General features: G+C 43.8%; 12 protein-coding genes. 5 read left to right on the top strand and 7 right to left on the bottom strand.

All coding sequences use genetic code 11. The features are described from left to right. The first annotated feature begins 395 nt into the window (after window positions 1-395). On the top strand, window positions 396-551 hold the full coding sequence (locus AS194_RS13505; RefSeq protein WP_021814049.1) for a DUF1328 domain-containing protein: 156 nt from the start codon (window positions 396-398) through the stop codon (window positions 549-551). A gap of 111 nt (window positions 552-662) precedes the next feature. Here AS194_RS13505 and AS194_RS07495 read toward each other — a convergent pair whose 3' ends face one another. The 4 genes from AS194_RS07495 to AS194_RS07480 form a co-directional block, all read right to left on the bottom strand. Further along, window positions 663-956: a 4a-hydroxytetrahydrobiopterin dehydratase gene (locus AS194_RS07495; RefSeq protein ID WP_058024891.1), complete on the bottom strand. Its 294-nt coding sequence runs from the start codon at window positions 954-956 to the stop codon at window positions 663-665. 109 nt (window positions 957-1,065) lie between these two features. Continuing rightward, a complete protein-coding gene (locus AS194_RS07490) occupies window positions 1,066-1,359 on the bottom strand; it encodes a GNAT family N-acetyltransferase (RefSeq protein ID WP_058024890.1) in 294 nt (97 codons plus the stop codon). A gap of 224 nt (window positions 1,360-1,583) precedes the next feature. After that, entirely contained in the window at window positions 1,584-2,948 is a 1,365-nt protein-coding gene (locus tag AS194_RS07485) for a fatty acid desaturase family protein (RefSeq protein ID WP_058024889.1), read from the bottom strand. A gap of 161 nt (window positions 2,949-3,109) precedes the next feature. Continuing rightward, the gene (locus tag AS194_RS07480; RefSeq protein WP_058024888.1) at window positions 3,110-4,318 is read right to left on the bottom strand and encodes a flavin reductase family protein; all 1,209 of its coding nucleotides are present in this window, start codon (window positions 4,316-4,318) and stop codon (window positions 3,110-3,112) included. Window positions 4,319-4,739: 421 nt separating this feature from the next. Here AS194_RS07480 and ettA point away from each other — a divergent pair, with 421 nt between their 5' ends. Then, entirely contained in the window at window positions 4,740-6,401 is a 1,662-nt protein-coding gene (gene ettA, locus AS194_RS07475) for an energy-dependent translational throttle protein EttA (RefSeq protein ID WP_058024887.1), read from the top strand. 101 nt (window positions 6,402-6,502) lie between these two features. Here ettA and plsB read toward each other — a convergent pair whose 3' ends face one another. After that, window positions 6,503-9,397, bottom strand: coding sequence for a glycerol-3-phosphate 1-O-acyltransferase PlsB (gene plsB, locus AS194_RS07470; protein ID WP_058024886.1), 2,895 nt, complete (start codon window positions 9,395-9,397; stop codon window positions 6,503-6,505). Window positions 9,398-9,644: 247 nt separating this feature from the next. Here plsB and ybaK point away from each other — a divergent pair, with 247 nt between their 5' ends. Both ybaK and AS194_RS07460 read left to right on the top strand, forming a co-directional pair. Further along, the gene (gene ybaK / locus AS194_RS07465) at window positions 9,645-10,133 is read left to right on the top strand and encodes a Cys-tRNA(Pro) deacylase (protein WP_058024885.1); all 489 of its coding nucleotides are present in this window, start codon (window positions 9,645-9,647) and stop codon (window positions 10,131-10,133) included. Between the two features lie 88 nt (window positions 10,134-10,221). Then, window positions 10,222-10,596: a 5-carboxymethyl-2-hydroxymuconate Delta-isomerase gene (locus AS194_RS07460; protein ID WP_058024884.1), complete on the top strand. Its 375-nt coding sequence runs from the start codon at window positions 10,222-10,224 to the stop codon at window positions 10,594-10,596. Window positions 10,597-10,674: 78 nt separating this feature from the next. Here the strand turns inward: AS194_RS07460 and AS194_RS07455 are convergent, their stop codons facing one another. After that, entirely contained in the window at window positions 10,675-11,151 is a 477-nt protein-coding gene (locus AS194_RS07455; protein WP_058024883.1) for a hypothetical protein, read from the bottom strand. Window positions 11,152-11,265: 114 nt separating this feature from the next. After that, on the bottom strand, window positions 11,266-13,086 hold the full coding sequence (locus tag AS194_RS07450; RefSeq protein ID WP_058024882.1) for an acyl-CoA dehydrogenase C-terminal domain-containing protein: 1,821 nt from the start codon (window positions 13,084-13,086) through the stop codon (window positions 11,266-11,268). A 393-nt stretch (window positions 13,087-13,479) separates the two neighbouring features. Here AS194_RS07450 and AS194_RS07445 point away from each other — a divergent pair, with 393 nt between their 5' ends. Further along, window positions 13,480-14,604 (top strand): FUSC family protein, encoded by a 1,125-nt coding sequence (locus AS194_RS07445; RefSeq protein ID WP_058024881.1) that lies wholly within the window; start codon window positions 13,480-13,482, stop codon window positions 14,602-14,604. The last annotated feature ends 23 nt before the right edge of the window (window positions 14,605-14,627 follow it).

Below are 14,627 nucleotides of genomic sequence, written 5' to 3'. Positions count from 1 at the left end.
TATCGGTTTTATTTGGATTAGACTATATAAACCAAGTGGTCTGAATAAGTTAGAAGTTTATGGGGTCGCTATAGTTTTCATTGCCAAATCTCTTTTTCAGAAATTTTTGATGTTATTTATATGTAACCATAAGGCAATCAATAATTTAGTAAATAAGGTGCTCATCATCCTAAATAATATGTTTATAGAGACAAGAAAAAATAAAAGGTGTTAACACTTGCTACAAACTTTACATAATCTACTGACATCATTACTAAAATGCACGTTCTTTAAAGAGAAATATTGCTAATCTATGTTTGTAAGCAGATATGACTGGTATTAGAAAAACAAAAAGTTAAATCAATACTATATAAAGTTTACTATCTGATTTTTAACAATTATTTAAGGAGAATATTATGTTTCGTTGGGCTATTATCTTTGCAGTAATCGCACTGCTAGCAAGTTTATTAGGATTTGGTGGCGTTGCAGGACTGTCTGCTAATCTGGCATACATCTTCTTAGCAGTCGCTGTGATTTTATTCATTGTGGCGTTTGTTAGTCGCAAAATGTAAACACAGCTTATTACTATAAAAAATCCAGTATAAAAAAAGACCCTCAATTGAGCGTCTTTTTTTATGTCTGACGGAAAAACCATACTTATCAATACAATAAGTAAGCGTTTGCTACAAGCGCTTGGGCTGAACGATATGCTCCATGCGTTTTGCAAGGCGAATGTCCAAACTAGAAACGCCGCCGGTGTCCTGATTGGTTAGGCGTACCTCGACTATATTGTATATATTACGCCATTCCGGATGATGTTCGAGTGCTTCAGCATAAAATGCCGCTTGGTTCATAAAACTCATCGCCTCAATAAAATCGCTGAAATGATAGGTCTTGACGATGCTATTGCCATCACGCTGCCAGCCAGCAAGCTCTTCTAACTGTAGATTAATTTGCTTGTCAGATAAACTACTCATATTAATAACCTTTATTGTTATACGGATTGGTTTATTAAAAGTTATATTGGGATGGATTTCCTAATCTAAAATTGCTGCATACCAGTTGTTTGGGATAAAGGGCGGTAAGCTATACCAAATCTTGGTACTCAGGATGTTTGCTGATATATGAGGCCACAAACGAGCATTGCGGCACAACCTTTTTATCATGTTCACGGGCGTAATCTAGCGCATGTTTGACTAGTGCTGAACCGACACCTTGACCGCCTAACTGTTGCGGTACAATCGTGTGGTCATAGACGAGCTTGTCATCACGGTCTTGATAGCTAATGTAGCCAGTTTGACCATCAATAGTCGTCTCGAAACGATTTGCTGCTTGATTATGTGTGATATCTAGTGCTGATTTAGTGGTTTGGTTACTCATGATACAACTCCATTTATTATTATCGAATTTTTAATAACTGCCATATTTTCTAAGGATGAATGAAGAAAGCAGATTTATTAAATACTATGTCATCAGTAAATATTCTGTGCTTGGTTGAGTATGTATGATTAATATCAAACAATCTAGTTGCTTACCGTAATAGTCGATATGACGATTGTTAATAGTATTAATGTCTTTTAATCTGCGTTAAAAATGTGAATATATCACCATATATAAGCTATTGCTTTACGAACGACAGGTGGCAAGAATCGATTAAGCCCCTTTGCTATCTCGCTCTCTGATGCCGACTTATGTGCGTGAGTAGCATTCGCAGCCGATACCGACTGGTAGGCTTGCCACTCTTGCTCGCTTGGCTTGCTAAAGTGATGGATACGTCCTATTACTTGTCGTAGCTGTGTGCTAAAACGCCCAGTGTTGTAAGGCAAATCATATTTATGACAGATGGCTTTTACTTGCGGGGAAATACGGGCATAGTGGCTAGCTGGCATATCGGGGAATATATGATGCTCAATCTGATGAGACAAATTGCCTGTCAAAATGTGAAACCATTTATTCCCTTTGATATTACTAGAACCCAAAATCTGACGCACGTACCAGTCGCCTTTGCTCTCATCAGCATCGAGATGGGTATAGATATGTGCTTGCTCAGTGAAATGACCACAGAAAATCACCGCCCACGTCCACAGGTTACGAACCGTATTGGCCGTCATGTTCCCGCTCAGTGTGCTTAGGCCACTACGACGGCCTAGTGTCATTGCTGCTATGGCGGGCAGGGTAATATAGTCTTTGCCCACTTGTCGGCCGATTTTGGCAAATAGTGCGCGAGATTTTTGCTGCATGATTTTATGCAAATCGGGGGAGTCGGCGTATTCATCCGCACTGATCTGAATATCATGAAAGGCAACCGCCCACTCAAACCCAAAGGCCAATACGGCAGTACTAAACATATTATAGCGGTCGCTCGGCGTCCAAGGCTGCTCATCGGTCACCCGAATCAAGTGATAGCCGACATCATGGTCACGCCCAACAATATTGGTAAACGTATGGTGCAAGTAGTTATGCGAGTGTTGCCACAATGGCGCAGGGCAAACAATATCCCAATCAAACTTTTGACTGTTCAGATGCGGGTGCTGCATCCAGTCGTATTGACCATGCATGACATTATGCCCAAGCTCCATATTGTTGAGTATTTTGCTAAAACTAAGTATTGACGTACCCAACAGCCAGGCCCCTATCTGCGAGCGGCGTGATGACATGCGTCCTGCGACAGCCAGTAAACCACGGGCGACAAGCTCACTATAAACCACAGTCGCATAAATCCGCTGAATGTATTTGGCGTCATCGCTACCTAATGAGTCCATCACACCTTCATATAGCGCATTTAATTCTACTGCCAAGGCATCACTTTGTGCTTTGGGTAAAGGCGCCTGCGTCACAGTGGGATAAGGCGTTTGCTGCGATGACTGGGTTGGCTGCTCGCTACTTTCTCTTGCCAACTGTGCATCGGACAATGGCGTCAACACAGGTACGGCAGAATGTGCTGTGTCAATAGGTGGTAATAAGCGCATATATAAATCCTTAACCGAAACGGCACGAATAAACAGCACTGGGTTCGGTTTTATGAGTCATCTGAGTTTTAGCATACAATATGAGTTAACATCAGTCTATTTTTTAGTTTTAAGAGGTCGATAGTCAGGGGTTAGTGGTCGTATTTTTTATTTCAGCAGTGCTAAACGTCTAACACCACGTCTGTCATAGCGATATTGATGCAGGTTTGGATAGACTCGTAACCATCACTACTTATCTTGCCAGTTTGGATGTTTTTGACCACGCCACTGACTTTATTGCAGCGGCACAATTGGCAAATTCCTTGCCTACAACCATGCGCTAGGCGTACATCTGCATTTTCGGCAGCGACCAATAATGTGGTGTCGCTATCGAACTGCCGTTGCCGTGAGCGTAAGTACACCGTATGCGACTCTGTCTGTAGTGCATTATCTAGTACTTGATTGCCGCTGCTATCAAAATCAGGCAATGCATTGCCAAAATTTTCTACGATAATATTGTCACGTAGCTGATTGCCCTGCGGTAAAATGATTTCTGACACTGCTTTATATAAGCCAGCTAATAACGCTTGTGAACCGCAGGCAAATATCTGCGTATCTACCAATGGTATATTAAGTGATAACAGACCCTCTGCGCTTAAGTATCGTTCGCCAGCCAAATAGGTAGTCGAATCTTCAGTATGGATTAAATGATAAGTAAAGTCTGGATAGGCATCGTTCAGCTGTTGCCACTGATGCTGAAACTGGGCAAGTTTCGTTCGATTATAATGTAGCAACGCCACCTGATGTCCGTCTGCTAGTGCTTGCGTAATAAGTCCTAGCATAGGCGTGATACCGCTACCGCCAGCGACAAATAATAAAGGATGTAGTTTTTGGTTATCTGGTTCTCTATTATCTAAACTTGTCTTTGCCTGTGCCAAAGTAAAATGACCCAGTGGCATACTGGTATCAACGATGCTAGATAGCGACAGTTGCTTGGTCAAATAGTCAGATACTAACCCTTGCGGTTTAACAGCAATAGTAACCGTATGGCGTTGGCTTTTTGCTGACTTAGTAATAACGGCATCATCTTGCCACCACAATGGTTGATTCGCCAATCCTACGATTGAATAGCTGCGCTGATGATAAACCCCATCGATAAAAACACGTAAATCAAGATACTGACCGCCTTGCCAATCATCTGTTCCTTTGGATATTTGCTGCCTAAACGCTTGATTGGTCTCAAATTGTAGTGCGATTAAATCATCACTCATCTCGTATCGAGCAATAAGGCGTAGCTTGGGTGTCGTCAATGACCAAAACGGATGTAAGCGCGACCCGATAAAATCGACAAACGCACGTTGAACTATTTCAGGGCGATAGCCGTTGGCCATATCATCAGTACCTGTATAAATATTATGAAAAATAATGACTCAGCTCATAGCCAGTCTCATCGATAAGATATGAAACCATCCTTTTTTGCGCTGTTAAGCTACTCTAATATGCTAACGGCTATTGATTAAATTTGCGAAAGTTTTGATGCTATTTTTTGTGGTTTTTATCAAACAGCAATGAGTCAGAATGTTAAACGCGTCATATCAGTAAAATATTTTTGGCCGCTTTTATCTAGAAACAGCAATGCTGTATGACAAAACTCGCAAAACAAGGGGTAAAACAACCTGTTAGCTTGCAGGGTATGCGTCACAATGCGATAATGACCTATAATTTGTAACCCTGATTTTGAGGTACGGCACGCTTGGCATCATCGCTGAGTGGCATTTGCTGTTCTCTTCTATGCAGTCTATCGGAGTGTTAATGGCTCAATATATTTACACGATGAACAACGTGTCAAAACTTGTTCCCCCTAAGCGTGAAATTCTCAAAAATATCAACCTATCGTTTTTCCCTGGTGCCAAAATTGGTGTATTGGGTATCAACGGTTCTGGTAAATCAACGTTGCTACGCATTATGGCTGGCGTCGACACTGAGTTTAGCGGTGAAGCACGCGCGCAGACAGGAACCAAAGTTGGTTACTTGCCGCAGGAGCCACAGCTTGATGACAGTAAAGACGTGCGCGGTAATGTCGAAGACGGCATGCGCGAAGCACTAGATGCGCTCGCTCGTCTAGATGCCATTTATGCAGAATATGCAGAGCCTGATGCTGATTTTGACAAGCTTGCTGAAGAGCAGGGCAAAATGGAAGACATCATCCAGTCATGGGATGCACACAATCTAAATAACCAGTTAGAAAAAGCTGCCGATGCGCTACGTCTGCCACCATGGGACGCGGACGTGAGTAAACTGTCAGGTGGTGAAAAACGCCGTGTGGCACTATGCCGTCTACTATTGTCGCGTCCTGATATGCTATTACTTGACGAACCGACCAACCATTTGGACGCCGAGTCTGTTGCATGGCTAGAGCAGTTCTTGCAAAACTACAGCGGTACTATCGTTGCCATTACCCATGATCGCTATTTCTTGGATAATGTGGCTCAGTGGATCTTGGAGCTGGACCGTGGCCATGGCTATCCGTATGAAGGTAACTATACTGAGTGGCTCGAGCAAAAGAATACCCGTCTAGAACAGCAGAATAAGCAAGAAGAATCTTTTGCAAAAGCCTTGAAAAAAGAGCTTGAGTGGATTCGTAAAAATCAAAAAGGCCAACAAGCCAAATCGAAATCTCGTGTACAGCGTTTTGAAGAGTTGAACTCAACTGAGTTCCAAAAACGTAATGAGACCTCTGAGATTTATATTCCACCTGGTCCGCGTTTGGGTAATAAGGTGATCGAAGTCAATAACATATCCAAGTCATTTGGCGATCGTTTATTGTATGAAAACCTAAGCTTCAATGTCCCAGCGGGTGCTATCGTTGGTATCATCGGTCCAAATGGTGCGGGTAAAACCACGCTATTTAACATGATTACTGAGCGTGATACCCCAGATACTGGTTCGGTTGATTTGGGCGAAAGTGTCAAGGTTGCCTATGTCGGTCAGGTGCGTGACAACCTAGACGACAAAAAGACCGTCTGGGAAGAAGTATCAGACGGCCTTGACATGATTACTGTCGGTGACTACACCACGCCAAGCCGTGCCTATATTGGCCGCTTTAATTTCAAAGGCTCAGACCAGCAGAAACATGTCGGTCAATTATCAGGTGGTGAGCGTAACCGCTTGCAATTGGCGAAGACTTTGAAGCAAGGCGCAAACGTACTGCTACTCGATGAACCCTCGAACGACTTGGACATTGAAACCTTACGTGCGCTAGAGGATGCGATTCAAGTATTCCCAGGTACGGTCATGGTCGTCTCGCATGATCGCTGGTTCCTTGACCGTATCGCGACTCATATCTTGGCGTTTGAAGAAGAAGGCCCAGTGTGGTTCGATGGCAACTACACTGAGTTTGAAGCCTATCGTAAAAAGACAATGGGTGATGACGCCACGCCTAAGCGTGCTAAATATAAGAAAATTACCAACTAATACCGCTGTTTAGTAGTGTGTTGAAGCTGAAGAAAAAAGACCGCTAATGATTAACGGTCTTTTTTTGTTTAGCTTAATTGTTTAAAAGTCATGACTAACGATTAACGCTTACGCCCAAATTTACGCTGCTTTTTATTACTAATCTCAGTAATAGCACGAGTGATTTCTTCTTCGTTTAAACTTGCGACTTGCTGCAAGATTTGCATCATATCAGGCGTCAGCACATATTTGGCATGACTGGCGATGTCATTGATACGATGGTCAAAGGTCAATATGCCCGTTTCATCATCTTTTTGTAGATAATCAAGACGAGTCAAAGCGCTGATAAAGCTAGTAAATAATGCGCGATCAAAGAAGTCAGGAATATCATCGGCATACAGTACAGACAAGCGTTGTCCAAGCAAATGGCACAGGTCAACGACTTCGCTTTCGGTCAGATTACCAGAGCCCTGCTGAGCGAGTAGGGCAAGCGTCATAAAATAACGCTCAAGACTTTGTCCAACGGGTGTCGCCAGTACTTGTAGCTGTTGATAGCGCTTGCTATTAGACTCAGGAACACTAAGCGTGTCATCACCCAACTCAACAATCAACCCATGAGAGAGTAAACTATCGACTTTTTTGTTGAGCGTCTCCGCCAAACCATGCGCTGGGTAGTATAAGAACAGTTCACCTTGTAAGAACGGATATAACTGCTCAGCGATACTATCTAAGCGACTGCGTTTGATACGGCCGTTACGTGCCACTAGCGCTGATAAGAAAGACAGCAAGATAAAGACGTGTAGAGTGTTATTGCGGAAATAGCTGAGCAATGCCGCTTGCTTGCCAGCGACCTGAATGATATCGCCCAAGATGTGCGGCGTACGCTCTATGAGTTTTAGCTTGATGCCATAATCAATGATTTCTTGCGGGCTCATATCTGTGATGACAGTGTCATCTGCATAAGGAATCTGCTGCGCAAGGCCTTGGTACAAAGCGATTTGCTCACGGCAACTGTTTTCATCCAGTGCCGCTTTCGGTGCGGATAGTAGTACCAATGATAGCAGCGACACAGGCGTTATCACGGCAGCTTTGTTGATATGCTGCATGACTTTTACACCGATATTATCGACCATGGCACTGGCTTTTTCATCGAGTGGGGAGTCGGTGCGATCGGACGGTAAGCTGTTGGCTGGAACATCGAACTTTGTCATAAAATCGCTAAGATGCAGCGGTGTACCAAAACTTAGATGTACATTACCAAAAATACGCTCAATCTTACGACCCACTTTGAGTAGCCCAATCAACGATTCTGATTCTTTTGGTTTGCCCTTTAACTCACCGATATAAGTGCCGCCTTCCATAATACGCTCATAACCAATATAAGTTGGGATGAACACCACAGGCTTATTGGTTTGACGTAACTGGCTATGTACCGTCATCGCCAGCATACCCATTTTGGGCGGTAGTAGGCGACCTGAACGTGAGCGACCACCTTCAATGAAGTACTCGATCGGCGTATTACGCGTGATAAGGGTATGCATATATTCACGCAATACGGCGGTATAAAGGGCATTGCCACGGAAGCTACGACGAATATAAAAAGCGACAGCGCCGCGCAATAACGGTCCCAATACTGGCACATCTAAGTTATCACCTGCTGCGACATAAGGGATACTCAAACCGCGTTTATAGATGACATAAGACAACAATAGATAATCAACATGACTGCGATGGCACGGCACATAAATCAATTCGTAATCGGTCGCAAGGTCACGTACTCGCTCAAAATGATGGACTTCGACACCATCGTATAATTGCGTCCATAACCACGTTAAAAATTTATAAAACCCACGAATAATGGAATGAGAATAGTCATTCACCATCTCATTGGCGTATCCTCGCGCTTGACTACGAGCGTCGCGTACGCTGGTGCCTTTTTCGGCAGCTTCCAGCTCTATTGCGTGCTTAATCGCTGGCGAGTAGACCAGTTTATCGACCAAATTACGTCTATCTGACAAATCAGGGCCCAGCATACTGGCGCGCTGCTTGTCTAAATAAATCGTCAATTGCTGCTGCAACATACGTACGAGTTCACGATTGCCATCAGCAGCCGCCACGAGCGTATAGCTGGGTGATTTTTCAGCATCAGTTTTGACATCATTATCCGTCGTTGCTGATTCAGTATCTTGTGAGTCTGTAGCAGGTGAGCTTTTAGCACTTGAATCCTCAGAAACCAAATCTTTAGAAGCTAAGTCTTTAGAAACTAAGTCTTTAGAAACTAAGTCTTTAGAAACCAAGCCTTCAGAAACCAAGCCTTCAGAAACCAAGCCTTCAGAAATTGAGTCAAAAACGTTAGGGCCCGCGCTTTCACCTTTGAGGCTATCATTGATGATAGTACGCAAATCTTGGGGTGGGTGGAATTGTACAAAGGTATCACGGCCCATCACGCCGATATTAAATAACTGCTTGCTGATACTCGGGTCTTGCCAATTGTCAGCGGTTAATAGTTTAAATAGCGAGTCTTCTTTTTCAGGGGCGCGTCCCCACAGGATAGATACAGGGACTAGGCGCACCTTTAACTCTGGGTATTGCAAAACCGCAGAGATTAAGCGAGACAGTCGCGGAGATAACTGATTGTCTTTGGCATGTGGGTGATTCAAAAATATGATGGCTGCATTTTCTTTGATATTGTGAGCTGCGTCATTGACCCCAACTAGTGCAGGGGGCAGGTTGTGCTCTTGCGTCTGCAAGTCGATCAAAATACTGTTGGAGCGAGAATAATCCTGTAGCACATAAAATCTAAGTACCTGCTCGTCGCTATCAAAATCAGGCAATTCACCCAATAATTTCGGTTTGACAGCAATGTCGAGTAGCTGTCCCGATAGTTTACGATACAGCTGATTGATCGGAGCATTAGCGTAAGGCTTGGTGACGATTGGACCCGCGTCAGTTTCAGAAGTGCGGTCAGTGCTGACTGGCGCTTTAAAAATCCGTTTTTTTAGGAACTTCGGTATCATAATCAGTATCAAAAATAGTCAAATATGTTGCGCTTATGATGCCATAAAAGCCACTAAAGCGATATATAGTGTCTGTATATACTGCTAATATTAATACTATTGGGTTACTCACTAGTAAGCGAGCAATGATATAAAACGGTCAAGTATTTGAAAGTTACGATATTTGGCGTAATAATATATTGATGCCATGTCTATTTAATCCGTATGACGCCTATTCTTTAGTTCTATTTTATTAAGCCGAAATATTATGACGCCAGCTATCGATCTTGCCAAAAAACGCGGTCTTGATTACCGCATACACGAATACACGCATGACAGTCATGCGGCCTCTTTTGGTTTAGAAGCCGCAGAAAAGCTTGGCGTGGCGGCAGTGCAAGTGTTCAAAACTTTGGTGGTATCGACCGATACTGGCGACCTTGCGGTTGCGATATTGCCAGTAGATAAAACCCTCAATTTTAAAAAAATGGCCAAAGCCTTATCCGCGAATAAATTGCTGTCCTGCAAAAAAGTACAAATGGCAGATCCCAAGCAAGTAGAACGTAGTACCGGCTATGTGTTGGGCGGCGTCAGTCCACTCGGGCAAAAAAAGCGCCTAAAAACAGTCATAGATAGCAGCGCACAAGATCAGACAACGGTCTATGTCAGTGGCGGTCGTCGCGGTTTGGAGATTGAGTTACCACCAGCGCAATTAGCCAACACACTTGATGCGCATTTTAGTGCGATTACTGATGAATAATACAAATAAACGTTTTACGGTAGCTAAAGATACCGCGTAAACTTATCAGCCAGATCTTCTATTACTTTTTATATTTAAGGACATAATCATGCCGCATTTAACCATTCAAGCCACGCCCAATGTCAGTATCCCTCACGAAGAATCATTGCTAAAGTCGCTCAATAAAGCATTATGGGACAGTGGATATTTTGGTAAGCCGACAGATATCAAAACACGTATCTTACCTATTGAGACGTTTTTGGTGGGTGTGGAAGATGATGAGCAAGCGAATGGGTTTATCTATGCCAATCTAAAACTGATGAGCGGCCGCGATATAGAGACTCGTAATCAGCTGGCTGAGCTCTTGGTCGCTACCATCGAAGAAAAGATCGGAGACGAGCAATCAGGTCGTGCGGCACTGCAAATATGCGTAGAAGTCGAAGAGATTAGTGCGGTATATCATAAGAAGATGCTAGGTAGTTAATGTTAAACGCTTTAACCTTTTCCAAAGTGACTTATTATATTTTGAATACTGTTGTTTGAAGGCGTTAGACGTATATGGTTAAGCGGGCTTGCACAAAGACTGACTAGCAACCTTTGGTAGTATCATGACCTCAACTTTATAGCCTGCTGTTTTGCCATGAGTGGCCATAAGATTACGTGCGATACGCAGACGGTATTTTCCCGTTTTAGGTAAGCAGCCTTGATAAATGATACCGCCTTTGGTGCCATCTTGGGTACCATCCGGCATATGCAATACACCGACGTTAGCAGTCTCGGGCGTACCTGCAAGTGGTGCAATGTTAATAACGGCATATTGCTGACTTGCAGCATCGAAACGATACCACTGCTCATCGATATGAGGAGCGAGTTTACCAGTGACGACGCTAGTAACAGCGCCTTTTGCAAAATGTAGAGTACTATCGCTACTTTTGGCCGCTGCACTGCTGATGCCAATACTGACGAGCGTGGTGCTAATGACCAATGCTCGTATATATCGAGCAGCTAAAGCCGTGTTTTTATCGTTAGGTAGAATCATCACGTACTCCTAAATTACAGGTTGCTTTTGATAGTCTTTAATCATAATACGGTCAGTTAAACACAAAAAAGCGCCTAAATGATAGGCGCTTTTTCGTGGATTATGAATACAGTGTTAGTCTAGAAAAGCAAAGTTTTCGATGTCCATCTCTGTCATGCTATTGCTTGGTGCGACCATGGATTCAGCATGTCCAGAGGTACGTGGTAGCAGCTTGTCAAAATAGAATTCGGCTGTTTGAATTTTTGCTTTGTAGAATTCTGGTGCTTCTGTGCCACCATTTTCAAGCTTATCATAAGCGACCGCTGCCATACGTGCCCAGTGGTAGCCCATCATGACGTAACCTGAGTACATCAAGAAGTCATCTGATGCGGCTGAGATGATTTCACGGTCTTTACGAGCCATTAGCATCAAGCGTACTGTCAAGGTGTTCCACTCAGCGCACAGCTTGGTAAGTGCCCAAACAAACTTACGCATGTCTTTATCAAGGGCATACTCGCCGCACCATTTCATGATGCTTGAGGTATAGTCACGGATGATTTTACCTTTAGATTGCAAGATAACCTTACGGCCTAATAGATCCAATGCCTGTACGCCAGTCGTACCTTCGTACATGGTCGCGATACGAGCATCACGAGCAATCAGCTCCATACCCCATTCTTTGATATAGCCGTGGCCGCCATAGACTTGCTGACCGTGTTTGGCCGCTTCGATACCAAGCTCAGTCAAGAACCCTTTTAGGATTGGCGTATAAAAACCTAGCTTGTCATCCCATTTTTCAAACTCTTCTTCATCGCCATTCACGATACCCTGTGCCATTTTGTCCGCATAGCGTGCTGAATGATAAATCATTGAGCGACCGCCTTCAGCAAAGGCTTTTTGCGTCAGTAGCATACGGCGTACGTCAGCGTGGTGGATGATCGCATCAGCTACTTTTTCAGGGTCTTTGGTACCAGATAGCGTACGCATAGAGCGGCGTTCTTTGGCATAGGGCAATGCATTTTGGAAAGACAGCTCAGTGTGCGCCAGACCTTGGATACCAGTACCGATACGAGCAGTGTTCATAAAGGTGAACATCGCTTTTAGGCCTTTGTGCGGTTCGCCAATTAGGTAGCCAGTAGCACCATCAAAGTTCAATACACAGGTCGAAGACGAGCTGATACCCATTTTGTGCTCAATTGAACCACAGACGACTGCATTGCGCTCGCCAGACTCGCCTTCAGCATTCGGCGTGAATTTTGGTACGATAAATAGCGAGATACCGCGTGTGCCTTCTGGTGCATTTGGTAGGCGTGCTAAAACAATATGAATGATATTGTCCGTTAGATCATGCTCACCACTTGAGATGAAGATTTTGGTGCCACTGATTTTGTAGGTACCATCATCCTGCGGGATGGCTTTTGACTTTACCTGACCCAAGTCGGTACCACATTGAGGCTCGGTCAAACACATCGTACCTGCCCACGTTCCTTCGACCAATTTCGGTAAATAAAGGGCTTTTTGCTCATCCGTACCGTATTGCAGTAGCGTATTGATACAACCAGTTGAGAGGCCAGAGTACATCGCCCACGGCCAGTTAGCAGTACCGATCATTTCAGCTTTGATTAGGGTGATTGACGTCGGTAAGTTCATTCCGCCGTATTCTTCAGGATACGAGATACCTTGCCAGCCGCCTTCTACAAATTGGTCATAAGCTTCTTTAAAGCCCTTTGGTGTGGTGACTTCGCCATTTTCAAAATGACAGCCTTCTTCATCGCCTGATTGATAGATAGGAGCAAGGACGTTTTCAGCAAAATCTGCCATACCCTGTAGGATCATATCTATGGTTTCAGGATCCGCGTTTTCGCCATTGTCTAGGCTTTTATAATGCGTTTGGTAATCAAATACATCATTAATCAAAAATTTGATGTCACGTAAAGGTGCTTTGTAAGTTAACATAATCGCTCTCTTTGGTTGGTTCGCTATCATGGACTTACGACGCAGTATTTGAGTCAAAAGTCATGTCAGCGATGTGTCATTATTTTAATCGAGATAGATACTATATCTGTTGTTATGAGTGCTAGTAATAAACAGCGAGTCCATTGTGAAGGGCTTTAGGATGTCCTTGTTGAGCGTCAGCTATTATTGCGTTGATATGATTATAAATCTTATAGACCAATAAATATACAATTCATAACTATTATTCATGACTTTTATTTTAATTAATCAATTTTAGTTTTATGAAGTGGCTGATATATGTGCTGGATGTGCTCAAAGATCATCTGTTATAGATGATTGATGATAAGCAGAAGACCGAAGAGTAATAGACATAATAAATAAGGCAGACCCTCTATGAGCGAGTCAAAATCACACAAACAAACCTCTTGGTTGACCACGTTATTCACGCGTATTAAGGGGCTCATTGATGGTGAGCTTGGGCATTTACTAACCGTCAATCGTAGCCGAAGACCCTGGCATATGCCTATTATTGCAGCGATTGCGATCAGCTTTCCAGTATTTGTGGGCGCTTACTTTGGTGACTTATCTGCTGGAATCAAAGCGTCGCTAGGGTCAATGATTATTTTAAACCTGCCATTGGTGGGCGGGTTACCTTATCGATTGGTAACAGTGATGGCTTGGGGATTTGCCATGATACTCAGTTTTGCGCTGGGTTTGATGGCGCAGCAATTACCTATACTCAGGCTGCCTGTCTTTATGCTCATTGCGCTTAGCGTGGTGATGTTGGGTCGTTATTATAAGCAGCCACCACCAGCAGGGCTGTTTACATTGATGGCAGGTGCCATTGCGCTGTTCATTCCTATACCTGTAGACCGAATACTCTCAGCAATAGGTCTGGTCTTGCTGGGTAGTGGGTCGTCGATGTTGCTCGCGCTACTGTATACGCTGTTTTTGCTCGCCACACGTCCTATTGCCCCTGCGCCTAGTTATCATTATGAGCCAGATATGATCAGTGATAGCCTCATTGTCGTAAGTTTCATCAGTCTGGCGTTGGTAATAGCAGTTTTATTAGACATGCCTTATCCATATTGGGTGGCAATGAGCTGCTTTATTATTATTCAAGGCATCCAGCTGCGAACCATGTGGATCAAGCAATTGCATCGTATATTGGGTACGTTGGTTGGTATGGTGGTTGCCAGTTGGATGCTGTCTTGGGGGCTCTCGAGATGGGGTGTCGCCGTGGCTATATTATCAATGATGTTATTGATTGAGTCGTTTGTCGACCGGCATTATGGGCTGGCGGTGATTTTTATTACACCCTTGACGATATTTATCGCGGAGTACGGCAGCACGATGGCGGTGCCACCAGTGGCAGGAGATGTCATTCATACGCGCATGATTGATACGGCACTTGGCTGTGTGATTGGTCTGAGCGGTGGTTTGGCCATCCACTCTACACAATTGCGTGAGCCACTGCGGCGTTTGGAGGATTGGCTGCTGCTGCGCTTTAGTGAATAAAAAGCAGCAGTTTGATGCTGCTG

This window comes from Psychrobacter piscatorii (genome assembly GCF_001444505.1).
GTDB lineage: Bacteria > Pseudomonadota > Gammaproteobacteria > Pseudomonadales > Moraxellaceae > Psychrobacter > Psychrobacter piscatorii_B.
Note: the sequence above shows the minus strand (reverse complement) of the source record. Positions and strands in the feature narration are given on the sequence as shown.

What these genes read in the sequence shown, in the direction of transcription:
- AS194_RS13505 (WP_021814049.1), top strand. Translation starts at nt 396, where the DNA reads ATGTTTCGTTGGGCTATTATCTTTGCAGTAATCGCACTGCTAGCAAGT.
- AS194_RS07495 (WP_058024891.1), bottom strand. Translation starts at nt 956, where the DNA reads ATGAGTAGTTTATCTGACAAGCAAATTAATCTACAGTTAGAAGAGCTT.
- AS194_RS07490 (WP_058024890.1), bottom strand. Translation starts at nt 1,359, where the DNA reads ATGAGTAACCAAACCACTAAATCAGCACTAGATATCACACATAATCAA.
- AS194_RS07485 (WP_058024889.1), bottom strand. Translation starts at nt 2,948, where the DNA reads ATGCGCTTATTACCACCTATTGACACAGCACATTCTGCCGTACCTGTG.
- AS194_RS07480 (WP_058024888.1), bottom strand. Translation starts at nt 4,318, where the DNA reads ATGGCCAACGGCTATCGCCCTGAAATAGTTCAACGTGCGTTTGTCGAT.
- ettA (WP_058024887.1), top strand. Translation starts at nt 4,740, where the DNA reads ATGGCTCAATATATTTACACGATGAACAACGTGTCAAAACTTGTTCCC.
- plsB (WP_058024886.1), bottom strand. Translation starts at nt 9,397, where the DNA reads ATGATACCGAAGTTCCTAAAAAAACGGATTTTTAAAGCGCCAGTCAGC.
- ybaK (WP_058024885.1), top strand. Translation starts at nt 9,645, where the DNA reads ATGACGCCAGCTATCGATCTTGCCAAAAAACGCGGTCTTGATTACCGC.
- AS194_RS07460 (WP_058024884.1), top strand. Translation starts at nt 10,222, where the DNA reads ATGCCGCATTTAACCATTCAAGCCACGCCCAATGTCAGTATCCCTCAC.
- AS194_RS07455 (WP_058024883.1), bottom strand. Translation starts at nt 11,151, where the DNA reads ATGATTCTACCTAACGATAAAAACACGGCTTTAGCTGCTCGATATATA.
- AS194_RS07450 (WP_058024882.1), bottom strand. Translation starts at nt 13,086, where the DNA reads ATGTTAACTTACAAAGCACCTTTACGTGACATCAAATTTTTGATTAAT.
- AS194_RS07445 (WP_058024881.1), top strand. Translation starts at nt 13,480, where the DNA reads ATGAGCGAGTCAAAATCACACAAACAAACCTCTTGGTTGACCACGTTA.